The organism is Leucobacter manosquensis, from assembly GCF_018304845.1.
GTDB lineage: Bacteria > Actinomycetota > Actinomycetes > Actinomycetales > Microbacteriaceae > Leucobacter > Leucobacter alluvii.
Genome location: NZ_JAFEVO010000001.1, coordinates 3,046,617 through 3,071,802, shown reverse-complemented (window position 1 = coordinate 3,071,802; position 25,186 = coordinate 3,046,617). Strand labels below are relative to the sequence as shown.

Below are 25,186 nucleotides of genomic sequence, written 5' to 3'. Positions count from 1 at the left end.
GACGCCGGCTTAGATCTCGTCGATCGACGAGGATTCGAAGCGGGTGGAGAGATTGATGCCGAGCTCTTCCGCGGTGCGGTGCGCCTCGTCGTCGTTGTCGCGCAGGTTGACGGCGTTGCCGTCAGCGTTGAGCACCTCGACGTTCAGGCAGAGCGACTGCATCTCCTTCATGAGCACTCGGAAGGACTCGGGCACACCGGGCTCGGGGATGTTCTCCCCGCGCACGATCGCCTCGTACACTTTCACGCGCCCGAGGATGTCATCGGACTTCACGGTGAGCAGTTCCTGCAGCGCGTATGCGGCGCCGTACGCCTCGAGCGCCCACACTTCCATCTCACCGAAGCGCTGTCCGCCGAACTGCGCTTTGCCGCCCAGGGGCTGCTGGGTGATCATCGAGTACGGGCCGGTCGAGCGCGCGTGGATCTTGTCGTCGACGAGGTGGTGCAGCTTCAGGATGTACATGTAGCCGACCGAGATCGGGTACGGGTACGGCTCGCCGGAGCGTCCGTCGAACAGGCGCGTCTTGCCGGAGGAGTCGATGAGGCGATCGCCGTCACGGGTGACGAGCGTCGAATCGAGCAGGCCGGCGATCTCCGCCTCGGAAGCGCCGTCGAACACCGGCGTTGCCACCTTGGTGTTCGGTGCTGCCTCGAGCGCCTGCTGGGAGAGCTTGGCGGCCCACTCAGGGGTGCCCTCGACCTTCCAGCCCTGCTTCGCGATCCAGCCGAGGTGGACCTCGAGGACCTGACCGAAGTTCATGCGGCCCGGGATGCCCAGCGGGTTCAGGATCACGTCGACGGGCGTGCCGTCTTCGAGGAACGGCATGTCTTCGACCGGGAGGATCTTCGAGATGACGCCCTTGTTGCCGTGACGACCGGCCAGCTTGTCGCCCTCGGTGATCTTGCGCTTCTGAGCGATGTAGACGACCACGCGCTGGTTCACGCCGGAGCCGAGCTCGTCGTCGTTGTCGTTCTCGGCGTCGAACACCTTGACGGAGGTGACGGTGCCCGAGACGCCGTGCGGCACCTTGAGCGACGTATCGCGCACCTCGCGGCTCTTCTCGTTGAAGATCGCGCGGAGCAGGCGCTCTTCGGCGGAGAGCTCGGTCTCGCCCTTCGGGGTGACCTTGCCGACGAGGATGTCGCCGGGGGTGACCTCGGCGCCGATCCGGATGATGCCGCGCTCGTCCAGATCCTTCAGCGCCTCCATGCTGGCGTTCGGGAGGTCACGCGTGATCTCCTCCTTGCCGAGCTTGGTGTCGCGGGCATCGACGTCGTACTCCTCGATGTGGATCGACGAGAGCGTGTCGTCCTTCACCAGGTTCTGGCTCAGGATGATCGCGTCCTCGAAGTTGTGACCCTCCCACGACATGAACGCGACGAGCAGGTTCTTGCCGAGCGCGAGCTCGCCGTTCTCCGTCGCGGGACCGTCTGCGATGACCTCGCCGGCCTCGATGCGCTCGCCTGCCTTGACGATGACCCGGTGGTTGTAGTTCGTGCCCTGGTTCGAGCGGTCGAACTTGCGCATGAAGTAGCTCTTCGAGCCGCCTTCGTCCTCCTGGATCGTGACGAAGTCCGCAGAGACCTCCTCGACGACGCCGGACTTGGCCGCGGTGATCACGTCACCGGCGTCGATGGCCGCATAGCCCTCCATACCGGTTCCGACCACGGGCGACTCGCTGCGCACGAGCGGAACGGCCTGACGCTGCATGTTGGCGCCCATGAGCGCGCGGTTCGCGTCGTCGTGCTCGAGGAAGGGGATCAGCGAGGTCGCGACCGACACCATCTGACGGGGCGAGACATCCATGTAGCCCACGCGCTCGGCGTCGACCATGATGACCTCTGAGCCGCGGGGGCGCGCGAGCACCTGCTTCTCGGCGAACGTTCCGTCCTGGGTGAGCGGTGCGCCGGCCTGCGCGATGAGGTACTCGTCCTCTTCGTGCGCGGTGAGGTAATCGACCTGGTCGGTCACCTTGCCGTCAACGACCCGGCGGTAGGGCGTCTCGATGAAGCCGAACGCGTTGATGCGCGCGAACGTCGCGAGGGCGCCGATCAGGCCGATGTTCGGGCCTTCAGGGGTCTCGATCGGGCACATGCGGCCGTAGTGCGACGGGTGCACGTCTCGCACCTCGACGCCTGCGCGGTCGCGGGAGAGACCGCCCGGGCCCAGCGCGGAGAGACGGCGCTTGTTGGTCAGGCCCGCGAGCGGGTTGTTCTGATCCATGAACTGCGAGAGCTGCGACGTTCCGAAGAACTCCTTGATCGCGGCCAGCACGGGTCGCGTGTTGATCAGGGTGTTCGGCGTGATCGCCTCGATGTCCTGCGTCGTCATGCGCTCGCGCACGACGCGCTCCATCCGGCTGAGGCCGGTGCGCACCTGGTTCTGGATCAGCTCGCCGACAGCGCGGATGCGACGGTTGCCGAAGTGATCGATGTCGTCGGTCTCGAGGCGCAGATCGACCGGCTTGCCCTCGCGGGTGCCGGGGAGGGTCTCGGTGCCGGCGTGCAGTCCGACCAGGTACTTGATCGTCGCAACGATGTCTTCGAGCGACAGCACCGAATCGGTGATCGGCGCATCGACGCCGAGCTTGCGGTTGATCTTGTACCGGCCGACCTTCGCGAGGTCGTAGCGCTTCGAGTTGAAGTAGCTGTTGTCGAGCAGTGCACGCGCGGCCTCGATGGCCACCTGCTCGCCCGGACGCTGCTTGCGGTAGATGTCCTTGAGCGCCTCTTCCTGCGTGACGATCGCGTCCTTCTCCAGGGTGAGTGCGATCGACTCGTAGCCGGCGAACTCCTCGAGGATCTCCTCGCTCGTCATGCCGAGCGCCTTCAGGAAGACCGTGACCGACTGCTTGCGCTTGCGGTCGATGCGCACGCCGACCTGGTCGCGCTTGTCGACCTCGAACTCGAGCCACGCACCGCGGCTCGGGATCACGCGGGCGGTGAAGACATCCTTATCGCTCGTCTTCTCCTGCGCGCGCTCGAAGTACACTCCGGGGCTGCGGACGAGCTGCGACACGATGACGCGCTCGGTGCCGTTGATGATGAAGGTGCCCTTGCCGGTCATGATGGGGAAATCGCCCATGTAGACCGTCTGGCTCTTCAGCACCTGCGTCTCGGTGTTGTAGAACGCCGCCTCGACGTACAGCGGCGCGGCGTAGGTCTTGCCGCGCTCCTTGCACTCCTCGATGGTGAACTTCTGCTCGTCGAGAATCGGGTTCTCGAACGAGAGCTGCATCGTTCCGGCGTTGTCTTCGATCGGCGAGATCTCATCGAAGATCTCCTCGAGGCCGCTCTTGAGCGCGATGTCATCGCGCCCCTGAGCTTGCGCCTCGACGACACGTGATTTCCACGTGTCGTTGCCGACGAGCCAGTCGAAGCTCTCGAGCTGCAGTGCCAGCAGGTTCGGCACCGACAGCGTGTCGGAAATCTTGGCGAAGGAGAGCCGCTGGTGATCGCGGCCGTTCTTCGGGTTCTGGGTGGACGATGCGTTGCGCGCAGCAGCCAAGGAAACTACCTCCGTGGGCCCCGTCGGGCCGGTTGACCTGGTCTTGCGAGAATTGCTTCAGGATCACGCAATCGAGGCTCATCTGCGCTTTCGCGCCAGCTCCCGGGGCCTACCGATATATGCAGGCACACTCGTGTCCGTAGTGCAACTGTCAACTGTAACAGCATCGTTATCGCATGTCCAGTGCCACATTCCGAATCGCGACGGCATGGGGATCACGCCTCGGATTCGCCTCGGTCGGCCGTTCGCGGAGGCGCTCACAGGCGCCTCGATTACCGTATCGGAATGGCCCCCTCCGACAGCGCTCCCGCTCCTCGACCGCAGCCGTCGGCAGCAGCCCGACGCACTCCCCCGCCCGCCGCAGTGGCGGCGTCCATCGCCACCGTGCTCCTGATCGCGGCCTTCGGCGCTTACCAGCGCTTCGCACAGACGAGCGTCTTCGCGATCGACACCTGGTGGGCCGACACGGTGTCGATCGAGCGCGGATCGGCCCTCTTCGCGGTCGCCGTGTTCCTCGCACAGGTCGGCGACGGGATCGGAGCGGCGGCGTGCGCCGCGATCCTCGGAGCGCTCTGCTTCGCGCTCCGCAGACCGAGAGACGGGGCCGCGATCCTCACCGCGGCGGTACTCGGCGTCATCGCGTCGGAGGCCGTCAAAGCGCTCACCCTGCGCACGAGACCGACCGGCCAGCTCTTCGAGAGCTTCGGCGCCTCATACCCGTCCGGGCACTCCATGGGCGCCGCCGCGCTGGCCGTCTCGGTCGTGCTGGTCGTCATCGGCTCCGAACGCATCGATGCGCGACTACGAAACTGGATCATCGCCGCGGCGGCGCTCTGGATCGTCGCCATGATGTGGAGCCGCACGGCGCTGCACGTGCACTGGCTCACCGACACCATCGCCGGCGCTCTGCTCGGTATCGCCGCCGCGGTCATCGCCCGCCGGCTCTGGTTCGACCCGGCATCCGCTCCAGCGATCCGTCGTTGACATGGCGCCGAAGCCGGTGCCTCCGACGGGGCGTAGGCTGGACCGCATGAGCGACGCGCCGGCCGACCACCCGCAATCCGCAACGGAGACCGTGATCTTCGGAGCCGACTGGTGCGGGGACTGCCGCCGCGCCAAGCTCATCTTCGATCGCTCGTCGGCGCCGTATCGCTACATCGATCTCGTGCAGGATCCGGCTGCCGCGGAGGTGGCCCGAGATATCAGCGGGCGCACCAACATTCCCGTCATCCTCTATCCCGACAGCAGCCACCAGGTCGAGCCGTCCAACGCCGACATGCTGCAGAAGATCGCCGAGCTCCGTCTCGGGCAGCCGTGACCCAGCTTCCGGCTGCGGTCACCCTGTCGTCGGGCCTGCGAGCCGAAGTCGAGGAGGATCGCTGGGTGCCGGGAGCCGTGCAGCTGCTCGTCGACGGCACGCCGCAGTCCCATGTGAACCTGGGCGATCCCTCGGAGCTGTTCTTCGAGTACATCCGGCGCATCGGCCATGTCATCGACCTGTTCCGCCCCGGCGGGAACCCCGTCTCCGCCCTCCACCTGGGCGGAGGAGCATTCACCCTGCCCCGCTACATCGAAGCCACGCGGCCCGGAAGCCGCCAGCAGGTCATCGAGCTCGAAGGCGCGCTCGTCGATCTCGTTCGCGAGGCGGCCCCGCTGCCGAAACGAGCGAGCATCCGGGTGCGCCGCGGTGATGCGCGCGAGGTGCTGGGTCGGCTGCCAGACGGGATGCGGGGAGCGATGGACCTCGTCGTCGTCGACATCTTCGCCGGCGCACGCACTCCGGCGCACGTCTCGAGCACCGAGTTCTACTCCTTGCTGCGGCCGTTTCTCGCTCCCGACGGCCTCATCGTGGTCAACGCCGCCGACGGAGCCGGTCTCCCGTTCGTGCGCGGGCAAGCGGCGACGCTCGCGGGCCTCTTCGCGTCGACGGCCGCGGTGGCCGAGCCGCAGGTGCTGAAGGGCCGCCGCTTCGGCAACGTCGTCTTCATCGCCTCCGACACCGACCTCGAATCCCTCGATTGGCTGCCGCGGCTGCTCGCGGGCGGCCCGCATCCCGCGCGCATGCTCGTCGGGCGGGAGTTCGACGACCTTGCACGCGGCACGTCCCCGGTGACGGACGAGACGGCGGTCGACTCCCCCGAGCCGGCGCGGGCGCTCTTCGAGCGGAACTGAGCGCATGGCGGATCTCGCGCGCGTGCGCGTGTGGGCGGACGCGCTCATCAGGATGCACCTCTCGTCGGCAGATCGCACCGAGCAGCGGTGGTCTTTCGCGTTCGACAACGCCAAGCGGCGCGCCGGCCTCTGCAATTACACGGAGCGGCGCATCACGGTGTCGCGGTATCTGGCGGAGAAGTTCGACGACGACGAAATCCACCAGGTGCTGCTGCACGAGGTCGCGCACGCGCTCGCGGGGCCCGCGGCTGGCCACGGCGCCGCCTGGAAGACGATCGCGCGGGAGATCGGGTACGTCGGCGGCGTCACCCATCACGGCGAGATCGCCCACGAGCGAGCCCCGTGGCTAGGGCTCTGCTCAGCGGGGCACGAGCACTTCAGATTCCGCAAGCCCACGCGCGTGCACTCCTGCGGCAAGTGCGCGAAATCGTTCTCGCCCAGCCACGTCATCACCTGGCGCAGACGCTGAAGCTGACGACGCAGGATCGGGGGCGAGCCAGAGTCAGCAGCTGATCGAAGACAGCGCCTGACGCAGCAGCGCGCCGCGGCCGTTCGAGAATTCCTCCAGCGTCGCCGGAGCCGTCGCCTCCTCGGGCGCCATCCACGTCACCTCGAGCGCATCCTGACGGGGGTTGCACGTGCCGGTGACCGGTACGACGTAGACGAGCGAGACAGCGTGCTGCCGATCATCGACGAAGGGCGAGATCCCAGGCATCGGGAAGTACTCCGCCACCTGTGCCGGCACGAGCGCGGCCGGCATCTGCGGGAAGGCCATCGGCCCGAGATCATTCTCGAGGTGGCGGAAGAGCGCTTCGCGCAGCGTCTCGCCGTATCGGACCCTGCCGGACACGAGCGATCTCCGCATCACGCCTTCGGGGGTGCTGCGGAGGAGGAGACCGACTTCGACCACCTGACCGAGCCCGTCGAGCCGCACCGGAACCGCCTCAACGTACATGATCGGCATCCGGCCGCGCACGAAGCTCAGCTCGTCCTCACTGAGCCACCCGGGGTTGCCCGGCGGCGTCGGACGATCCTCTGGGCCATCGGGATCGGGGAACTCGGCCGTGTCGATCGTCATTCCTTCACCCGTCCCGTCGTGGTCGCCGCCCGGGTCGCGGCGCGACCGAGCACGTCCCATCCTGCCACGCCGGTCTCTCCTGACGTACGTGGCGCGCCTCGCCTAGGCTGTGAGACATGCAATCGCACCCCGACTCCGCGCACTCCGGCTCCCGACGCGTCGCCATCGCTCAGATCGCGAGCCCCGACGACGAGACGCCGCAGGAACGCGTCGAACGCGTCGAAGAGCTGCTGCGGCGATTGGAGCACGTCGATCTGGTCACGCTGCCCGAGCTGTGGAGCGCCGGGTACTTCGCGTTCGACCGGTACGCCGAGCGCGCTGAGTCCCTCGATGGTCCGACGGTTCGGATGGTGCAGCGGGTGGCCCGCCATCTCAGCAGCGAGGTTCATCTGGGGAGCATCGTCGAGCGGGGCGCCGATGGGCAGCTGCACAACACGGCCGTGCTGGTCGACGCGAACGGCCGTGTCGTTCAGACCTATCGCAAGATCCACGTGTTCGGCTATCAGTCGCAGGAATCTCAGCTGCTCACGCCGGGGCACTCGCTGAGCGTGACCGCAGCAGCACTCGGCGCCACAGCGAGCACGACGTGCTACGACCTCCGATTCCCCGGGCTCTGGCAGGAGCTCAGTGCACGCGGAGCGGAAACTGCCATCGTTCCAGCGGCTTGGCCCGCCGCGCGACGCGAGCACTGGCGGCTCCTCACCCAGGCGCGAGCCGTGGAGCACCAGCTCTGGGTCATCGCCACCAACGCGTGCGGCAGTCAGGCCGGAGTGGAGCTCGGAGGATTCAGCCGGGTCGTCGACCCTTCAGGGCGCGTCGTCGCCGAGTGCGGCGACGGTGAGGAGGTGCTGATCGTCGATGTCGACCCTGCGCAGGTCGGCACGGTGCGCGCCGAGTTCCCGGTGATCGACGATCGACTCGGCATCGACGACTACCGCGCGCTCTCCGACTGACGCGGGGCGCGCGAGCGCCGCTACTCGGGAACGATGGCGACGTCGGGACCGAGGATCGCCGCCGACGCCTCCATCTGCTGCTCGGCCGTCACCCCGAAACGCGTCGTCGCGAGAAGCTCGCCCGATTGGGCGAGTGGCGTGATCGAGAGGTTCGTCCGCGCGAGCAGGTCGCCGGCGGCCTCCTGCTCCGCGCTCCAGTCGTAGTGCATGTACGTGAGGATCGCCGTGGGATTCTCGATGGCGACCGCCCCCGATGCCGGATCGCGCACCGCTTCGAAACCCGCGATCACACCGGTGCGCTGGGCGAGTTCGAGCTGGGTGTTCAGCATGTTGCCGACCGAGTACCACACGAGTGCGCGCCCGCCGTCGGACCGGTCGAGCCAGGCGACCGGCTGCAGCACGTGGGGTCCGGTGCCGATGATGACGTCGGCGCCGAGATCGGCGACCCGCTGCGCGAACGCGGTTTGCTGATCATTTACCTCGTGCGAATCCTCCGTACCCCAGTGAGCCGACACGACCACGACATCGGCGAGCTCGTTCGCCTGCGTCATCAGATCGCTCACGAGGGCGTCATCGCTCATCATGTTCAGCGACACCCCGTCGATGGGTGCGTTCGAGTACTCGGCGAAAGAGACCAGTGCGAACGTCATCCCGCCCTGTTCGAATACCGGAACGGCGCGCTGCTCCTCGGCGCTCCGGTTCGCACCGTCGACGGCGGCGGGCGTCAACCCGTCCCAGACGCCTCGGGTGCCGGCGATGCCAGCAGCGCCGAGATCGGCACTGTGGTTCGTCGCGAGATTCACGAGGTCGCAGCCCGCCACTCCGTGCAGTGCTCCGGCGAACTCCGGGGGCGCGTTGAACGTCGGGTAGCCGCTGACGCCGAAGTCTGCTCCGGCACTCGGCACCTCCTGGTTGCAGAACGCGACGTCTGCGGCTTCCAGCTGCGGGGCGATGCCAGAGAAGAACTGTCCGTAGTCGTATGCGCCATCGGGCTGGAGGGCATTCGCATTGACGGAATCGTGCGGAAGCATGTCGCCCATGGCGATCACACGCACGCGCCCGTCCTCCTCTTCCCCTGCGGCGGGATCCGGTTCGGTCGCCCCCTCCGGCTCGACGGTCGGTGACGGGTCAGGGGTCGGCGACGCATCCTCGGCGGTGCTGGGTGCACCGGGTTCGCGATCGGGGCCCCAGACGAGCGCCGCCGCGGTGCCGCCGAGCCCGAGCACGACCACCACGACGGCCGAGATGGCGATGATGCGGCGCGTGCGACGGGGGAAGCGTCGCTTTCCGGTGACCGCGATCGGGGTGTATGCCGCCGGCATGCCCGCCTGATTCTCCCTGCCGTCCTGCATGGCACCAGCGTAGCCGGGACGAGCCGGGCCTCCTCCGCGCCGCTCCGGGCGAAACGAGTCAAGGCTATGCGCCGCGGCAGTCGGCGGCACCCGCCCCGGTAGCATGAACGCATGGCCCCGAGACAGTTCAGCACGGTCCTCGCGGTGCTCTCCATCTCAGCGGCAGCGATCGCACTCGCGGGTTGCGCACCCGAGCCGGAGAGGTCGCCGCAGACGGATGCTGGTGATTCCCCGGCCCCGACGGCGTCCCGGGAGCCGAGTGCCGACGGATCGGGTGCGCCCGAATCCGCCGCATCCGAGTTCGATGCGAGCGCGCACTCGCTCGATGACCCCGCCTCGATCTGGGTCGTCACGAACAAGACGCGCCCGCTCCAGCCGATCGATTTCGCGCCCGACGATCTCGTGATGCCTGCGGGGGTGGAGAACGAGTTCGCCCAGCCCTTGCGCGAACCGGCCGCGCGCGCCGTGGAGTCTCTCGTCGCCGCGGCCGCCTCGGCCGGCATCGATGTGCGCATCATCAGCGCGTACCGGGACTACGCCACGCAGGTCGCGCTCTACGACGGATACGTGTCGCGCGACGGGGCGGATGCAGCGGATACCTATTCCGCACGCCCCGGGCATTCCGAGCATCAGACCGGTCTGGTCGTCGACTTCGACGATCACGGGGAGTGCTACCTCGCCGGGTGCTTCGGCGATACGCCGGCCGGCGTCTGGCTCGCCGAGCACGCCGCCGAGCACGGGTTCATCGTGCGCTATCCCGATGGCAAGCAAGACGTCACGGGGTTCATGCCGGAGCCCTGGCACTTCCGGTACGTCGGCACCGAACTCGCCGCAGAGATGCGCGAGAGCGGTGTCACCACGCTCGAAGAGTTCTTCGGTCTCCCGAGCGCACCGGGGTACGTCCCGTGAACGGCGCGGAGGCCCGCACGATCCGGGTGAGCGCCGTCGTCATGCGCGACGCCGACGGCCGCGTGCTCAACGTGCGCAAGCGCGGCACCGCCTCGCTCATGCTCCCGGGAGGTAAGCACGAGCCGGGCGAACTCGCGATCGACACAGCTGTGCGGGAGTTCGGTGAGGAACTCGGTGTCTCGCTCGAGCGCGATGCCCTGCGTCTGATCGGCGTGTTCCGAGCACGTGCGGCGAACGAACCGGGGCACGTCGTCGAGGCGACGGTGTTCGAGCACCCCTTCGTAGCCCCAGCAGGCTCAGCGAAACCTCACGCCGAGATCGAGGCGCTCGAGTGGGTCGATCCACGGGATCAGCGATCCGACATGGCTCCGCTCAACACCGACATCATCTTTCCGAAGCTGATCGGCGATACGGCACCCGGCTCGTCCTGAGCCCTCTGGCTCCGCAGCAACTGATCACCGCGCGCTGGAGGGCGTCGCGACGTCGAGTCCGAGGAGCGCATTCTCGGCGACCTCCATGAGCGCCGGATGAATCCAGTACTGGCCTCGCGCCGCGGTGTGCGCATCGATGCCGAAGCTCATCGCCGAGATCACCACCTGAATCAGGTTGGACGCCTGGTACCCCATCACGTGGGCTCCGAGAATGCGCCCGTCCCTGCGGTCGGCGATCACCTTGAACACGCCAGAGCTGTCCTCGAGCGCCCAACCATAGGCCGTGTCGCCGTACGCCTGCAGATACGAGGTGACGTGCTCCGCTCCGAGAGCGGTGACGGCCTCCGCCTCCGTGAGTCCGACCTGCGCAACCTCCGGGTCGGTGAAGACTGCGGACGGAACGGCGTCTCGCCGCGACTCGCGGAGATCGTCCGGGTGCTCGAGATTGTGCGCCACCACGCGCGCCTCGTGATTCGCGACATGCTTGAGCTGAGCAGCCGAGCTGATGTCGCCGAGCGCGTAGAGCCCCCGCACCGGCTTGCCGCCGGAGAGCACGCGCTGGAAGGAGTCGACGGCGATGCGGCCATCGGGGTGCAGATCGAGGCCGGCCTCGGCCGCTCCGACACGGTCGGAATTCGGCCTGCGGCCCGTGGCGACGAGCACGATGTCGGCAGCGACGCGCTCTGCACTGCCGGGCTCTGCGTGGAGTGCAGGCGAGCCGCTCGGAGCGAGGTCCGCGATCACACCGCCGTCATCGGCGTGACGGATCGCGGTGACATCTCGATCGAGCCTCAGATCCCACTGCCGCGCCGCTTCCGCGGTGAAACGCGAGGCGATATCCGCATCCGCCCGCTTGAGCAGCTGGGCACCGCGGTGCACCTGCACGACCTCGGAGCCGAACGCCGAAAACACGTTCGCGAACTCGGCGGCGATGTATCCGCCGCCGATCACGAGCACGCGTTTCGGCAGCTCCGCCAGCCGCATCACCGTGTCCGAGGTGTGCACGTGCGGCAGATCGATGCCGGGGATCTCCGGCAGGACGGCGCGGGACCCAGCCGCGATGACCAACTGCGCGGCGTCGACGCGTGCACCATCGGAGCTCTCGAAGCTGTGCGTGCCCGTGAGCCGCACCTGCTGGGAGATCAGCTCGACATGGTCGAGGTCGTCGCGACGATAGCGCTCTCCGGCCGCGGAGATCGCGTCGATGCGACCGAAGATCCGGTCCCGCATGCCGGGCCAGTCGACGGACTCCGTGCGCTGCACGACCCCCAGACGGGCAGCCTCCTCCGGCACCCGGGCGAGGGCTGCGGGCCGCACGAACATCTTCGTCGGGATGCAGCCGACGTTCAGGCAGGTCCCGCCGAAGACGCCCGCTTCTGCGATGACCACGCGGCGCGAGTCCCAGAACGGCGTGATGAGGGAGTTGCCCGACCCGGAGCCGATGATCGCCAGGTCAGCCGCAGAATTCTCCATACCGAGATCCTACGGCTGACCCGGTGAGCCCCGTGCCGCCGCCCCGCGCCGGAGCATCGACCTTAGAAGGACTGGCCGTCGAGCCATTCCTTCGCGATGTCGGCAGCCGAACGCTCATCGTTCACGCTCTGCCCGTTGAGTTCGACGAGGTCCTCCGGGCTCAGCGCCGCGTCGACCTCGTTGATCACGCTCTCGGCCTGATCATCGATCTTCTCGCTCGCGATCGGCACGACATGCGAGGCGAGGAAGATACCCTTCGTGTCTTCGAGGGTGACGAGGTCGTTCGCGGCGAGCGACGGATCCGCGGAGTAGATGTTCGCGAACTGGATCGCGCCGTCCTTGAGGGCCTTCACCGTCAGCGGCCCACCGCTGTCCTCGATCGGCGTGAACTGCACGCCTTCGATGCCGTAGGTCTCGGCGAGCCCGGCCGGACCGTAGGGCCGCGTCTCGGCCTCCGAGTTGGAGCCGAACGTCAGCGGGTCGGTGACGTTCCCCAGGTCCTCGACCGTCTCGAGATCCCACTTCTCTGCGAACTCGCGAGTCACGACGTACGTGTCCTGATCCGTGGCGGGAGACTGCTCGAGCACGCGCAGACCCTCTGGCATGGCTTCCACCAGCGCGTCGTAGACCTCGTCCGATACGCGCTCCGGCGCGTCGGCCTCGAAGTACTGGAGCAGGTTTCCGCTGTACTCGGGGAACAGGTCGATCTTGCCGCTCTCGATCTCGGGCAGGTAGACCTCGCGCTGCCCGATGCGGAACTGGCGGTCGACGTCGAACCCGTCGGCTTCGAGCGCCTGTGCGTAGATCTCAGCGATGATCTCGTTGGAGTAGTAGTCCTGCGAGCCGACGACGATCGTGCCGCCCTCGGCGGAAGCGGTGTCACCTGCACCCCCGTCCTCGGAGAGCGGGTCGCTGCTCGAGCAGCCGGTGAGGCCGCAGTGAGCGCGATGGCTCCTGCGGCGAAGGCGGCGCCCCATCGGGCGGAGCGCAGTGCGGGTCGACGTTGCATGGTCGGTTCCTCTCGGTCGGGAGTGCGTTCGGTGGGGTGGGGAGTCGTGGGCGGGTCAGCCCGTGGCTTCGGGCACGCGTGCGATCCGGCGACTCGCCATGCGTTGGAACAGCGCCAGCAGAATCTCGAGCAGGAGCGTCAGCGCGATGACGAGGAGCGCACCGGCGAGCATGAGCCCGTAGTCCCGCGACTTCAGCCCGGAGAACAGATACCGGCCGAGGCCGACGTCGGAGGTGTACGCGGCGAGCGTCGCCGTCGACACCACCTGCAGGGTCGCGGCGCGCACGCCGCCGATCATCACGGGCAGCGCGAGCGGGAGCTCGACCCGCAACAGCACCTGCACCGGGCTGAACCCCACGGCTTTCGCGGCTGACGGGATCGATGGCTCGATCGCGCTCACTCCCGCGTACGCCCCGGCCAGCAGGGACGGGATTGCGAGCACGATCAGCGCGAGCACGGGCGCGGTGATGCCGATCCCGAGCGCGAGGCCGAACAGGGTGAGCACGCCGAGCGTCGGCAGCGCGCGCGCCGCGCCCGCGAGTGCTCCGACGGCGCCGGCCCCGCGACGGGTGTGCCCGATGACGGCGCCGAGCGGGAGCGCGATGATACTCGCGAGCAGGAGCGCTCCGAGGGCGAGGGCGAGGTGCTGCAGCAGTCGCGCGGGGATGCCCCCGTTTCCGCTCCAGTTCGCGGGATCGGTCAGCCAGGCGATGGCGTCGGCGAAGAGGTTCACGCGCGCTCCCCCGCCTCTGCCGCGGCAGCCGGACGGTGCCGATCAGCCGAGCGCTGCGATACCCGGCGGGTCCACGGCGTCAAGGCCCGACCGATCGCGAGCACCACGACGTCGAGCAGCAGCGCGAGCAGCACGGTCGCGATGACGCCCGTCCAGATCTCGGCGAAGATGCCGCGCTGAAACCCATCGGTCAGCAGGGTGCCCAGGCTCTGCACCCCGATGAGCGCACCGAGCGTGACGAGACTGATCGTCGACACCGACACCACGCGGATGCCTGAGATCAGCACGGGCACCGCGAGCGGCAGATCGACCCGCCAGAACAGCCCGCGAGGCGCGAACCCGATCGCCAGCGCAGCGTCGCGGAGCTGGCCGTCGACCGAGGCGAATGCGTCGCACGCCGTGCGCACGAGCAGGGCGACGCCGTACACGCTCAGAGCGGCGACCATCGTCTGCCACGAGCGCAGCGAAGTGCCGATGACCGCCGGGATGATGATGAGCAGGGGAAGCGCGGGAATCGCGTACGCGAGGGAGGCGACCGAGAGCAACGGGCCGCCGAGCCGTGGCTTGCGGAACGCCAGGCGCCCGATCGGCACCGCGATGATCACGCTGATGAGGATCGCCGGAACACTGAGCAGGAGGTGCTTGACGGCGAGTTCGAGCACGAACTCCCAGTTCGCAATCGGCCAGTTCACGGTTCGAGCACTCCGACGGGACGACCGGTCGCGTCGACGGCGAGGCGCTGACCTCCGTCCTCGACGACGTGCAGGCGGCGCTCGCCGCGGTCAGCGCCCACGAAATCGCGCACGAAGTCGTTCGCCGGGCTGCCGAGAATCTCGGCGGGAGTGCCGCGCTGCGCGATCCGGCCGCCGGCTTCGAGCACGACGACCTCGTCTCCGAGCAAGAACGCTTCGTCCACATCGTGCGTGACGAAGAGGATGGTCTTGCCCAGCTCGGCCTGCAGTCTCAGCAGTTCTTGCTGCAGCTCGCGACGCACGATCGGGTCGACGGCCCCGAACGGCTCGTCCATGAGCAGGATATTCGGATCGGAGGCCAGTGCGCGGGCGACGCCGACGCGCTGCTGCTGGCCGCCGGAGAGCTGAGCCGGGTATCGCTCGGCGAGCGCCGGATCCAGCCCGACTCGTTCGAGGAGCGCACCCGCAGCCCGTCGCGCTTCGCGGCGCGAGGTCCCGGTGAGCACGGGGACCGTCGCGACGTTGTCGGCGACGGTGCGATGCGGCAGCAGGCCGCCCTGCTGCAGTACGTACCCGATGGAGCGCCGCAGATCGACGGCGTTGCGGTCGCGCACGTCTTCACCGTCGATGAGCACCCGGCCGGAGGTCGGATCGACCATCCGGTTGACCATGCGCATGAGCGTGGTCTTGCCCGATCCGGAGGAACCGACCAGCACCACCGCGCGATGCGACGGGATGGTGCACGAGAACTCGTGAACGGCGGTCGCACCGCCTGGGAACACCTTCGAAACCCGTTCGAACTCGATCACGTGGCCCCCTCGGTGACTCGCGCCGAAGGCGGCGCCGTGCTTAAACCCTAGTCCTCCAGGGTCGGAGGTGTACAAGCCCTTGTGATCGAATCGTGCTCTCCGTTATGCGCCCCGACGGCCTGCGGCTGGAGCGAGACCAGTGCTCGGCTCGCTTCAGGCCGCGAGGGCGGCGGCGAGCGCTTCGCGCACCCGGGCGATACCGCGGTCGAGCTCCTCCGCTGTGATGGTGAGCGCCGGCAGGAACTTGAGCACCTCGTCTCGGGCACCGGACGTCTCGATGACCACCCCCCGAGCGAACGCCTCCTGGGAGACGGCGCCGGCGAGCTGCGGTCGAGACGGCGACGCGAGCCCGTACATCAGCCCGCGGCCACGCACGGTGAACCCGGCCGCCGGGAATTCCTCGGCGATGCGTTCCAGCGCTGCGCGCAGTTGCGTTTCGCGCTCGGCGATCGCGTCGGTGAAGGCGGTGTCGGCCCAGTACGTTTCCAGAGCAACCCGTGCAGAGACGAAGGCGAGATTGTTCCCGCGGAACGTGCCGGTGTGGGCGCCCGGCTTCCACACGTCGATCTCCGGCCGCATCAGCAGGATCGCCATCGGCAGGCCCGACGCCGAGATCGACTTCGACACGGTGACGAGGTCGGGCACGATGCCCGCCTGCTCGAAGCTGAAGAACGCACCGCTGCGCCCCACGCCCGACTGGATGTCGTCGACGATGAGCAGAATGCCGCGCTCCTCGGTGATCGCGCGGAGACGCCGCAACCACTTGGCACGTGCGACATTGATGCCGCCCTCCCCCTGAATGGTCTCGACGATCACCGCAGCGGGGAGGTCGAGACCCGACCCCGGATCGTCGAGCATGCGCTCGAGCAGGTCGAGGGTGTCGACGTCGTCGCCCAGGTACCCGTCGTACGGCAGTCGTGCGACGTCGCCGAGCGAGACACCGCCCGCTGCACGGTACTTCTCGTTCCCGGTTGCGGCGAGCGCACCGAGGCTGAGGCCGTGGAAGCCATTGGTGAAGGCCACCACATTGTGTCGCCCGGTCGCCTGGCGCGCGAGTTTCAACGCTGATTCCACCGCGTTCGCCCCCGTCGGGCCGGTGAACTGGATCTTGTAGTCGAGGCCGCGCGGTGCGAGCACCAGACGCTGGAACGCTTCGATGAAGTCGCGTTTGGCGGATGTCGCCATATCGAGGCCGTGGATGATCCCACCGCTCTGCAGGTACTCGACCAGCGCACGCGTGAACGCCGGATTGTTGTGCCCGTAGTTGACGACGCCGGCGCCGCTGAAGAAGTCGAGGTACTCGCGGCCGTCTTCTGCGGTGAGCACCGAACCCTGCGCGCGTTCGAAGACGACGGGGAATGAACGAATGTACCCGCGCACCTCGGACTCGTACTGATCGAACACTGCAAGGTCGCTCATGGATCCAGCTCTCTCTTCTACCTTCGCGATGCGCGGGGGTACCGCGCCGGCCTCGATCCGGCGCGGGGTGAAGCGCCGGTCTCTTCCTACCGAGGATAGGCGGTTTCCCGAGCTCTGCGGGCCAGGCGGGCGGCGAGAGGTGCGAACCTCTGAAATGAGTGGAGGATTGGCCGCGTCTTCGCGTACGGGCGTGAACCGAGGTTCTCGAGCGGCCAATCCTCCAGCGAGGTGCAGGACACCTCGGCAGCTGCATGCTCCCAGTCGCTAGGGGGGGGTGGGTGGTCCTGCGAGCATGTGCTGCACTGCAATACTCGCTCGCCGGTGCACTCATGAGACGCCAGTGCCTCCACAACCCGGAGCGCAGGCCTGCTTTGCAGTATCCGGAGCGGTGGGCTCCGCATTCGTCGAGTCCTTCGACAGCATCCGCCTGGCGTGCCTGCGCATCGTCCGTGTCGCGGGTTATCATGCAGAATGCTCTCATTCGGCTCGGGCAACGACGATGCGGTCCCCGCTCGTGCGACGCTGTCTGAGCGAGTGCAGCGTCTGGGGACGTTCAGTTGGGCGGCCCTCGGCGCGATCCTCCTCGCCCTCGCGATCGCGTGCGGAATCAGTGCACTCAGCGGCATTCTGGCGCCGCTGCTGATCGCGGTGGTCCTCGGCGCAGTCTTCGAACCCATGATGGTCGCGTTGCGGCGTCTTCGGCTCCCGGCTTCTGCGGCGGCTGCCATCACCCTTCTGGCCGCCGTCACCGTCGCTGTGGGCCTCGGCTTCGTGATCTTCCTCGGCTTCACCCAGCAGCTGCCCGAGATCTCTCAGCAGCTGTGGGAGAGCTGGCGTCGTCTCCTTGCGACCCTGAGATCGTCCGGTCTCGACGTCTCGTGGATGAACCAGGTGCGCGAGTCGGCGAATCACTCCTTGCCGCAGCTCGGATTCGGACTGCTCGGAGCGTTCACGAGCGCGTTCTACGGATTGGTCACCTTCGTCGTGAGCACGTTCCTAGCCCTGTTCTTCCTGTTCTTCACGTTGCGCGACAGCAGCGTGTTCCCCGAGTGGCTTGCACGGCGGACGGGCGTTCGGGAACGCATCGTGATCGAACTCGACGGCATCACACGCCGTTCGCTCCGTCAGTACTTCAAGGGCGTGGCGGTCACCGCTCTCATCACCGCCCCGATCTTCATCGTGCCGTTGCTCCTGCTCAGAGTGCCGCTGCTCGTACCCATCACCATCCTGTACTTCGCACTCTCCTTCATCCCGTACATCGGAGCCTGGATCACCGGCGCGTTCGCCGTGCTGGTGGCGTTCGGATCGGGTGGCGCGTTCGCCGCGCTGATCGTCGCAGCGAGCCTCATGGTCTCCAACGGCACTGTCCAGAGCATCGTGAGTTCGTGGGCCCTCGGCGCGACGTTGCGGCTCCACCCGGCAGCGGTGCTGCTCGCCACGCTCGTCGGGGGCACCGTCGCCGGTGTCCTCGGAATGGTGCTCGGGCCTCCGCTGATCGCGATTGCGCGGCAGGCGCAGGGAATCGTGCGGGCTCCACGCGCGAACGGGCAGGGAAGGGACGGCGATCCGGGGCCCGCGCCGTCCTGATGCGCGCGCAGCACGCAGGGATCGCACCCTTCCCTGGGTTGTCAAGGGGTGCTGGAAAATGTCCGACTGCGTTTGACTGAGACGACTTGGGCATTTCTTGTCAGGGGACCTTCCTCCGCTACCTGAGGTGAATTCAGGAGCTGGTATGGGATCGATACGCTACGACGGACTCACGACCCACTTCGAGGATCGACTCCTCTCCCACTTGCAGATCGTCATCGTGCAGAAACTCATGCGCGAAGAGTCTTTCCTCATGTCGTGGAAGGACAGCGCGAACGCCGGGGACGGGCGGAGTTCGATCTGGCTCTCGCCGGACGTCTCCATCACATTCAAGTTCTTGGGAAGTCGCGTTCCCGAAATCAACACGGACTGGCTCCTGCGTCTCGGTGAATCCGCCAATGCCACCACGGGTCTCCTCGTGACCAAGGAGGATGGCTCGCTCGCGGAAGCGGAAGCGGAGGGGAACCAGTACCCGGGGAACCTGCGCGAGCATCGGTAGGCACTCACGGGGCGGCGGTGCCGCGTCGGTGGGACCCGTCAGTGCAGGAGTGCGCTGGCGCCGAGTTTCGCCTCGAGCGAGTCTCGACTCGTCACGCCCAGTTTGCGCATGATTCGATACATGTGGCTGTCCACGGTGCGGACGCTGACGACCAGTCGCGACGCGATCTCGTGGTTGCTGAGGCCGTTCACCGCGAGCGTCGCGACTTCTTTCTCCCGCTTGGAGAGGGCCATGCCCATGCCCCCGAACCGGGTGGTGTTGAAGACCCGGCCACTGAACCGAGCGCGGAGCTTCCGTTCGTCTCCCAAGGCTTCATCACGACGCTCGAGCCGCTGCTCGTCGGCGAACAGTTCAGCGGCCCGCCCGTAGGCGGCCAGCGCGATGCCGGTTCGGCGGTACCGCTCGAGAGCGCGTGCGGCTTCGAGCATGGCATCGGCGTCGCCCTGCAAGCCTGCCTCGAGATACCGCCCCTGCGCTGCGAGCACCACCGCCTCGGGGTGCTGATCGAGCAGGTGCAGCGCCTCAGCGAGGCGATCGGCGTCCATTTTCATCTCCAGCGAGGCGAGCATGCCGATCTGCGCAGCGAACACCGCCCCGCGATCGCGCAGCGCTGTCGAAGCTTTCCACAGCGCATTGGCCGCGCTCTCGGCGTCGCCGTCGAGTATCTTGACCTGCGCTTCGGCCCAGGCAGCGCTCTGCATCGGCAGCGCAAGATCGTCGGTATGCCCCGACCGCAAGAGATCAGCGTACTTCGTGCAGAGCGCCACCTGGCCGCGCGCCGCCGCGAGGATGCAGGCCGAGATGAGAACGGTGGCGCGGCTTCCCGGCGGCAGCGGAGCGAGCTCACCCGTCGAGAGCGCGACGTCCAGGAGCTCTCCATGCGCCCGCATATCTCCGCTGTGCAGATGCGAGAACGCGACAGCACCGGCGAAGGTGCGAAACGAGTGCACGTCGAGGTTTCCACGCGCCTCGTCGAGCCCGTTGTTCAGATCTCGACTTCCGGCTTCGTACGCCCCCTGCGCGAGCAGGCTGATGCCCTGCACCGAGCGAGCCGCGGCGCGTTCACCCTGTGGATCGAGGCGACGAAGTTCGTCGTACACGCGATTTCCGTCTGACAGTCGACCGGCGATGATCAGGACGCGGAGCTGCGTTTCGAGGAGCGCGGTCTGCACCGGCACCGGCAGGTCATCGGTGACTTCGAGTACGATCTCGAAGCCGTCGGGAACGGACCGGAAATCGGCGAGGATGCTGATGCGCTTCGCGTCGAGCATCCTGCCGTAGCTGGCGAGTTCGCGGGCGTGCGCGTCCAGGTACACGAGGGCTTCATCGATCTGACCACGGTTGTAGGCGAGCCAATCCGCCCGGCGGGAACAGTACTCGGCCCTGGCCGCGATATCGCCGCTTCTCTCATCGGTCTCGGCGAACACTCGCGCGATGCTCGGCTCTGAGGCGGCCATTCCGGCCTGCGTCAGGATGTCGACGTATGCGTTCGCGGTGTGAACGTCTGCGTTCTTCTCCCACTCGTACCCCGCCACGAGCTGCCGGGTCTTGAGTGATTCGCGCAGCATTCCGGCGAAAAGGGCGTCCTGTTTCTCGCCGGCGCCGTCCAGGTCGTTCCAGGTGCGCTCGAGCTCGAAATTGAGCGACGCACTTCCGAGGGCTGAGAGAATCTTCTCCGTCAGCCGGATGCGTCGCGCTGACAGCGGGTCATGCCTGAAGTAGCTGGTGAACAGCGGCGGCACGACGGAGACGTAGTTGTTCCGCGTCCCCTGCGCGAAGGCGATCATCGCCCGTTCCTCGAGCACCTCGAGCGTCGACCAGTCCACGAGCGTGCGCACCGTCTCGACGTCGGCAAGACCCACCATCGCGATGGTCTCCAGAGCATCTCGAGATGCCGCGTCGAGGCTCTCCAGGTGCATCTCCATGACGGCGCGGAGCGCTGGGCTCCACAGCTCACCGGTCGCGGTCCAGAGCCGACCATCGATCTGCACCAAGCGGTTCTCGCGCACGGTCACGTCGACCAGGGAAAGCGCGAGCCCCACGTTGCCGCCGGTCTTCGTGTAGAGACGTCTCGAGGTCCCGGGTTCGATGTCGGCACCGAGGTATTCACTCATGACCGCGTCGAGATCTTCGAATCGCAGTGGGAGCATGTCGATGACGTACGTCGGCGACAGCGTCGAAGCCGGAAGCCCGCTCGGAGTGTGCCGGGCTCGGAGACCCTGCAGGCGAGAGATGACGATGGGCACCCCGGTCGTGCGCCGCACGTATTCGATCACGCCCCACGAGACCTCGTCGAGGTCGTCCCAGTCGTCCAGGAAGTACGCGCTTCGCGCGTTCGCGACCTGCTCGGTCAGCTGGCGCCCGACGTCTTCGATGACCGCATCGATGCGTCGCGTCGGCGACAACTCGGCGATGCCGGACAGCGCGATCGCCGCAAATGGGTTCTGCTTGAGCGAGGCGACCCCGCGAATGCGATGCACCGTCCATCCGGCGTCTTCGAGCCTCGTCGCGAGGGCCTCCATGAACGCCGTGCGCCCACTCCCCCTGCTGCCGACGATGTCCACGCTCAAGCCGTTCTCGACCAGGCTCTGCGCCTTCGCGAGGCTGCGATCTCGACCTTTCACCGGGAGATCCCCTCTCCTCATCGACCACACCGTCCGCGGCCAACGGTAACACGCGAGCGGTCTCCGGCGTGAGGGAGAACATCGAAGTTGAAATTCGAGTGCATGCCGAGGACGGGGGCGAGCCAGCGGAACGATCGCGATGTGATCCGTGAATGTCTCGTGCGACTGGCGTGCATGACTCCCCCTACGTTCCCTAGGCGAAATTGAAGCCTATGATTCCGAAGACGGGCGCTCGCGCAATAGCGCTGAGTTCCAGCGTCAGACGGAATGTTTCACGCGCGAAGCAACCGGTCGATAGGTAGCCGGCTCAGCCGATGCAGTACTGAAGCCTCGCGGGAAGTACTGGGAGTGCTCCCTCGTTGCGCCAGGAGGGAGGACGACGAAGGCCGGCGAGAGGAGTCCTCTCGCCGGCCCGTGAGGCGCGCTGACTACGAGCGCCAGCGCGTCACCGTCGCAGAATCAGGCGTCGACCGTCGCCGCTACCGCCTCGACTCCAGCCTCCAAGTTGCGACGCAGGGCAGCGCCGAGCTCGGCGTCGACCTGGCTCCAGTATCCGATCGCCCGCTCCCGAATCTCGGGGCTCTGCACACCGCCGACCGCGCCGGTGATGGTTTCGAGGAAGCGCGCTCGAGCTGCAGCGTCGAACACCTCGCGGTACAGCGTCCCGGCCTGGCCGAAATCGTCGTCCTCCGCGTGCAGGGTCGCCGCCGTGCGCACGAGCTCGCCGTCAGATTCCCATGAACCGACGCCAGCAGCAGCCGCATCTGCACGCGGTCCGCCCTTCGAGTTGGGGGCGTAGACCGGCGTGCTCGGCGAGTTGAAGCCGTGGCGCTGCGCGCCATCCTGCGAGTAGTTGGCCACCGGGGCGATCGGGGCGTTCACCGGGATCTGGTTGTAGTTCGTGCCGACGCGGTACCGCTGCGCGTCGGGGTACGAGAAGACACGAGCCTGCAGCATGCGATCGGGGCTGATGTCGATGCCGGGCACGGTGTTCGCCGGCGAGAAGGCGGCCTGCTCGATCTGGGCGAAGAAGTTCTCTGGGTTGCGGTTGAGCGTGTGCACACCGACCTCGATCAACGGGTAGTCCGCGTGCGGCCACACCTTGGTGAGATCGAACGGGTTGAATCGGTACGTCTTCGCTTCCTCGTACGGCATCACCTGGACCGACACCTTCCAGGACGGGAACTCGCCGCGCTCGATCGCGTCGAACAGGTCCCTGCGGTAGTAGTCGGCATCTGCGCCGGCGATCGCCTCGGCCTCCTCGCTCGACATCTCGACATTGCCCTGCAGCGCTTCGAAGTGGTACTTGACCCAGAAGCGCTCGCCGGCCGCGTTGATCCACTGGTAGGTGTGCGAGCCGAAGCCCGGCATGTGGCGCCAGGAGCGAGGCAGACCGCGGTCGCCCATGAGGTAGGTGACCTGATGAGCCGACTCCGGCGAGAGCGTCCAGAAGTCCCACTGCATATCGGCGTCGCGCAGGCCCGAGCCGGGCAGGCGCTTCTGCGAGTGGATGAAATCGGGGAACTTGATGCCGTCGCGGATGAAGAACACCGGAGTGTTGTTCCCGACGATGTCGTAATTGCCCTCCGACGTGTAGAACTTCACCGAGAAGCCGCGAACGTCGCGCCACGTATCCGGCGATCCCTGCTCACCCGCGACCGAGGAGAAGCGCTGCACGGTCTCCGTGCGGGCGCCGGGCTGGAACAGCGCGGCACGCGTGTAGGCCGAGACGTCGCCGGTGACGACGAACTCGCCGAACGCGCCGCCTCCCTTCGCATGCACGATGCGCTCCGGAATGCGCTCCCGGTTGAACTGCGCGAGCTTCTCGACGAGGTAGCGATCATGCAGAGCGATCGCGCCGTCTCGCCCTGCGGCGAGAGAGTGCTCGTCGCTCGCGACGGGCGTTCCGGTTTGGGTCGTGGTGTCGGGTGTACTCATGTTGCTCCTCGGGAGTTTCGCGCATGACGAACGGTGCCCCGAACTCGAGGCGATCCTGCGTATTCGACTATGCGGCCGAGGCGGCGCAGCCGGGGCAGATGCCCCAGAACGTCACCTCGGCGGTCTGTACGGTGAAGCCCCCCGTCTCCGACGGGGAGAGGCACGGCGTGTGACCGACGACGCAATCGACGTCGGCGATGGCTCCGCACTGGGAGCACACGACGTGATGATGGTTGTCGTTCACGCGCCGCTCATAGAGCGCCGCCGATCCTGCCGGCTCCACGCGTCGGGTCAGCCCCGCCGCAGTCAGGTCCGCCAGGATGTTGTGCACTGACTGGATCGATGTCGTCGGCAGCGCACTCGCGACCACTCGGAACACATGATCCGCGTCCGAGTGAGGCATGGAGGCGAGCGCATCGAGCACGGCCAGGCGGCCTGCGGTCGCTCGCAGACCGACGCCGCGCAGCGCTTCCTCGGTGCTCGTCTCCATACCGATCACCCTACGCGCCTGTTTTGAGTTATTCAAATAAAGGGTCGCGTGTCGCGCGGTTCGCGGTCAGGAACGGTCTCGAACGGCCTCGGCGATGGGAGTTGTTCCGGTATTGAAGCGGATCGTGCGGCGAATGGTCGTGTCATCGGCCAGCACTGCAGCGATCGTCGCGGCGACGTCGGCTCGTGCCACCGTCTCGCCATTCTCGGCGTCGACGTCAATGGCGCCCGCCGGCGGATCGAGCGTCAGACCGCTCGGTCCGAGCACGGTCCAGTCCAGTTCAGACTCCCGGAGATGCTCGTCAGCCTGGGACTTCGCCTCCGCGTAGGTGTAGAAGGCGTTCTCCGGGTCGACGCCGTGGTCGCGAGACGCGCCGAAGTAGGACACCATCACGTAACGCGGCACTCCAGCGCGAGCCGCGGCATCCATCGTGCGGATCGCCGCATCCCGGTCAACGGCCATGGTGCGCGCGGCGTCGCCGCCCCCGGCCCCGGCCGACCACACCACCGCGTCATGGCCCCGGACGACGTCGACGAGCGCGTCCACGTCGAGGTGCTCGATGTCGGCGACCCGCGGCTCGGCGCCGGCAGCGCGCACATCCTCCGCCTGATCCGGATTGCGTATCACCGCCGTCACCGCGTCGCCTCGCTCCGCGAGGAGCGGCTCCGTCAGAAGCGCGATCTTGCCGTGTCCGCCGAAAATAATGATGCTTGCCATGCTCCCCACACTACGCTCGCCGGCACACGGTTTCTCCAGGAGCGGAACCGGTGGCAACGCCCGCCGTGAGCGCTCGGTCTGCGCGCGTCTAGCGCCCTGTTCGGCCGTGTGCAACGGGGTGCCGGGCTCGACCGAGATGCGGGAGGCTCGAGACGTCGGCCCGGAAACCGGGTCTCGACGGACGACGAACTCCCGAACCCAGGAGGTTTATTCATGTCACATCTCACCGGCAAGCGCGTAGCGGTTCTGGCAACCGACGGCTTCGAAGACTCAGAGCTCACGGAACCCATCTCCGCAGTGCAGGAGCACGGCGCGGAGGTCATCGTGGTGTCCACGAAGACCGGTTCGATCACCGGCAAGAACGGCCATGAGCAGGAGGTCTCGCTCACCTCGGCCGACGCGAACGCGAATGAGTTCGATGCGCTCGTTCTGCCAGGCGGCGTCGTGAACGGCGACCAGATCCGGCTCGATGCCGATGCGGTCGCCTTCACCAAGGACTTCTTCGCGCAGCATAAGCCCGTCGGCGCGATTTGCCACGGCGGATGGATTCTCGCCGACGCCGATGTGCTCAACGGCCGCACCGTCACCTCGTACGCGAGCCTGCGCACCGACCTCCAGAACGCAGGAGCAACCTGGGTCGATGAGGAGGTCGTCGTGGATCAGGGACTCGTGACGAGTCGCACTCCCGATGACCTGCCCGCCTTCAACACCAAGCTGGTCGAGGAGATCGGCGAGGGGGAGCATCCCGGCCAGACGGCATAGGCCGTAGGCTCTGCACTGCACAGCGATGCCGC

At 67.3% G+C, this 25,186-nt stretch carries 23 protein-coding genes; 10 read left to right on the top strand and 13 right to left on the bottom strand.

What is annotated here, in order from left to right; all coding sequences use genetic code 11:
* Positions 1–9 precede the first annotated feature (9 nt).
* The gene (gene rpoB / locus JSQ98_RS14310) at positions 10–3,507 is read right to left on the bottom strand and encodes a DNA-directed RNA polymerase subunit beta (RefSeq protein WP_200329817.1); all 3,498 of its coding nucleotides are present in this window, start codon (positions 3,505–3,507) and stop codon (positions 10–12) included.
* Positions 3,508–3,792: 285 nt separating this feature from the next.
* Between rpoB and JSQ98_RS14305 the strand changes: the two genes are divergently transcribed.
* The 4 genes from JSQ98_RS14305 to JSQ98_RS14290 are packed head-to-tail and all read left to right on the top strand — an operon-like array spanning position 3,793 to position 6,148.
* Positions 3,793–4,491: a phosphatase PAP2 family protein gene (locus JSQ98_RS14305; RefSeq protein WP_211650275.1), complete on the top strand. Its 699-nt coding sequence runs from the start codon at positions 3,793–3,795 to the stop codon at positions 4,489–4,491.
* Positions 4,492–4,537: 46 nt separating this feature from the next.
* Positions 4,538–4,825, top strand: coding sequence for a glutaredoxin domain-containing protein (locus tag JSQ98_RS14300; protein WP_200329821.1), 288 nt, complete (start codon positions 4,538–4,540; stop codon positions 4,823–4,825).
* Positions 4,822–5,679: a spermidine synthase gene (locus JSQ98_RS14295; RefSeq protein WP_346728803.1), complete on the top strand. Its 858-nt coding sequence runs from the start codon at positions 4,822–4,824 to the stop codon at positions 5,677–5,679. The genes JSQ98_RS14300 and JSQ98_RS14295 overlap by 4 nt, the downstream gene beginning before the upstream one ends.
* Before the next feature lie 4 nt (positions 5,680–5,683).
* Positions 5,684–6,148, top strand: coding sequence for a SprT-like domain-containing protein (locus JSQ98_RS14290; RefSeq protein ID WP_211650273.1), 465 nt, complete (start codon positions 5,684–5,686; stop codon positions 6,146–6,148).
* Positions 6,149–6,181: 33 nt separating this feature from the next.
* Here JSQ98_RS14290 and JSQ98_RS14285 read toward each other — a convergent pair whose 3' ends face one another.
* Positions 6,182–6,757, bottom strand: a complete 576-nt coding sequence (locus tag JSQ98_RS14285) for an NUDIX hydrolase family protein (RefSeq protein ID WP_090147474.1) — start codon at positions 6,755–6,757, stop codon at positions 6,182–6,184.
* Positions 6,758–6,873: 116 nt separating this feature from the next.
* Between JSQ98_RS14285 and JSQ98_RS14280 the strand changes: the two genes are divergently transcribed.
* Complete coding sequence (locus JSQ98_RS14280) at positions 6,874–7,710, top strand: carbon-nitrogen family hydrolase (RefSeq protein ID WP_211650271.1); 837 nt, start codon at positions 6,874–6,876, stop codon at positions 7,708–7,710.
* Positions 7,711–7,730: 20 nt separating this feature from the next.
* Here the strand turns inward: JSQ98_RS14280 and JSQ98_RS14275 are convergent, their stop codons facing one another.
* Entirely contained in the window at positions 7,731–9,062 is a 1,332-nt protein-coding gene (locus JSQ98_RS14275; protein WP_211650269.1) for a CapA family protein, read from the bottom strand.
* Between the two features lie 111 nt (positions 9,063–9,173).
* Here JSQ98_RS14275 and JSQ98_RS14270 point away from each other — a divergent pair, with 111 nt between their 5' ends.
* Together JSQ98_RS14270 and JSQ98_RS14265 are read left to right on the top strand one after the other, a co-directional pair.
* Positions 9,174–9,971 carry a M15 family metallopeptidase gene (locus JSQ98_RS14270; protein ID WP_211650267.1) on the top strand — a complete coding sequence of 266 codons (798 nt, stop codon included), beginning with the start codon at positions 9,174–9,176 and terminating at the stop codon, positions 9,969–9,971.
* The gene (locus JSQ98_RS14265) at positions 9,968–10,402 is read left to right on the top strand and encodes an NUDIX hydrolase (protein ID WP_346728802.1); all 435 of its coding nucleotides are present in this window, start codon (positions 9,968–9,970) and stop codon (positions 10,400–10,402) included. Before JSQ98_RS14270 ends, JSQ98_RS14265 begins: the two co-directional genes overlap by 4 nt.
* Positions 10,403–10,426: 24 nt before the next feature.
* Here JSQ98_RS14265 and JSQ98_RS14260 read toward each other — a convergent pair whose 3' ends face one another.
* The 6 genes from JSQ98_RS14260 to ectB form a co-directional block, all read right to left on the bottom strand.
* The gene (locus JSQ98_RS14260; protein WP_090147066.1) at positions 10,427–11,875 is read right to left on the bottom strand and encodes a mycothione reductase; all 1,449 of its coding nucleotides are present in this window, start codon (positions 11,873–11,875) and stop codon (positions 10,427–10,429) included.
* 62 nt (positions 11,876–11,937) lie between these two features.
* Positions 11,938–12,852, bottom strand: a complete 915-nt coding sequence (locus JSQ98_RS14255) for an ABC transporter substrate-binding protein (protein WP_249290843.1) — start codon at positions 12,850–12,852, stop codon at positions 11,938–11,940.
* Positions 12,853–12,939: 87 nt separating this feature from the next.
* Positions 12,940–13,617 (bottom strand): ABC transporter permease subunit, encoded by a 678-nt coding sequence (locus JSQ98_RS14250; RefSeq protein ID WP_090147062.1) that lies wholly within the window; start codon positions 13,615–13,617, stop codon positions 12,940–12,942.
* Positions 13,614–14,309, bottom strand: a complete 696-nt coding sequence (locus JSQ98_RS14245; RefSeq protein WP_200329836.1) for an ABC transporter permease subunit — start codon at positions 14,307–14,309, stop codon at positions 13,614–13,616. The genes JSQ98_RS14250 and JSQ98_RS14245 overlap by 4 nt, the downstream gene beginning before the upstream one ends.
* A complete protein-coding gene (locus tag JSQ98_RS14240; RefSeq protein WP_211650265.1) occupies positions 14,306–15,118 on the bottom strand; it encodes an ABC transporter ATP-binding protein in 813 nt (270 codons plus the stop codon). Before JSQ98_RS14240 ends, JSQ98_RS14245 begins: the two co-directional genes overlap by 4 nt.
* A 153-nt stretch (positions 15,119–15,271) precedes the next feature.
* Positions 15,272–16,537: a diaminobutyrate--2-oxoglutarate transaminase gene (gene ectB, locus JSQ98_RS14235; RefSeq protein ID WP_211650264.1), complete on the bottom strand. Its 1,266-nt coding sequence runs from the start codon at positions 16,535–16,537 to the stop codon at positions 15,272–15,274.
* Positions 16,538–17,008: 471 nt separating this feature from the next.
* Between ectB and JSQ98_RS14230 the strand changes: the two genes are divergently transcribed.
* On the top strand, positions 17,009–18,124 hold the full coding sequence (locus JSQ98_RS14230) for an AI-2E family transporter (protein WP_211650263.1): 1,116 nt from the start codon (positions 17,009–17,011) through the stop codon (positions 18,122–18,124).
* 145 nt (positions 18,125–18,269) lie between these two features.
* Positions 18,270–18,623: a DUF7882 family protein gene (locus JSQ98_RS14225; protein ID WP_090147053.1), complete on the top strand. Its 354-nt coding sequence runs from the start codon at positions 18,270–18,272 to the stop codon at positions 18,621–18,623.
* A 38-nt stretch (positions 18,624–18,661) separates the two neighbouring features.
* On the opposite strand, the gene JSQ98_RS15465 is transcribed toward JSQ98_RS14225, so the two are convergent.
* From JSQ98_RS15465 to JSQ98_RS14205, 4 genes are all read right to left on the bottom strand, one after another.
* The gene (locus tag JSQ98_RS15465) at positions 18,662–21,247 is read right to left on the bottom strand and encodes a LuxR C-terminal-related transcriptional regulator (RefSeq protein ID WP_211650262.1); all 2,586 of its coding nucleotides are present in this window, start codon (positions 21,245–21,247) and stop codon (positions 18,662–18,664) included.
* Positions 21,248–21,706: 459 nt separating this feature from the next.
* A complete protein-coding gene (locus JSQ98_RS14215; RefSeq protein WP_090147047.1) occupies positions 21,707–23,185 on the bottom strand; it encodes a catalase in 1,479 nt (492 codons plus the stop codon).
* A gap of 67 nt (positions 23,186–23,252) precedes the next feature.
* Positions 23,253–23,675: a Fur family transcriptional regulator gene (locus tag JSQ98_RS14210; RefSeq protein WP_090147045.1), complete on the bottom strand. Its 423-nt coding sequence runs from the start codon at positions 23,673–23,675 to the stop codon at positions 23,253–23,255.
* A 66-nt stretch (positions 23,676–23,741) separates the two neighbouring features.
* On the bottom strand, positions 23,742–24,392 hold the full coding sequence (locus tag JSQ98_RS14205) for an SDR family oxidoreductase (protein WP_211650261.1): 651 nt from the start codon (positions 24,390–24,392) through the stop codon (positions 23,742–23,744).
* A 213-nt stretch (positions 24,393–24,605) separates the two neighbouring features.
* Between JSQ98_RS14205 and JSQ98_RS14200 the strand changes: the two genes are divergently transcribed.
* On the top strand, positions 24,606–25,154 hold the full coding sequence (locus JSQ98_RS14200) for a type 1 glutamine amidotransferase domain-containing protein (RefSeq protein WP_211650260.1): 549 nt from the start codon (positions 24,606–24,608) through the stop codon (positions 25,152–25,154).
* The last annotated feature ends 32 nt before the right edge of the window (positions 25,155–25,186 follow it).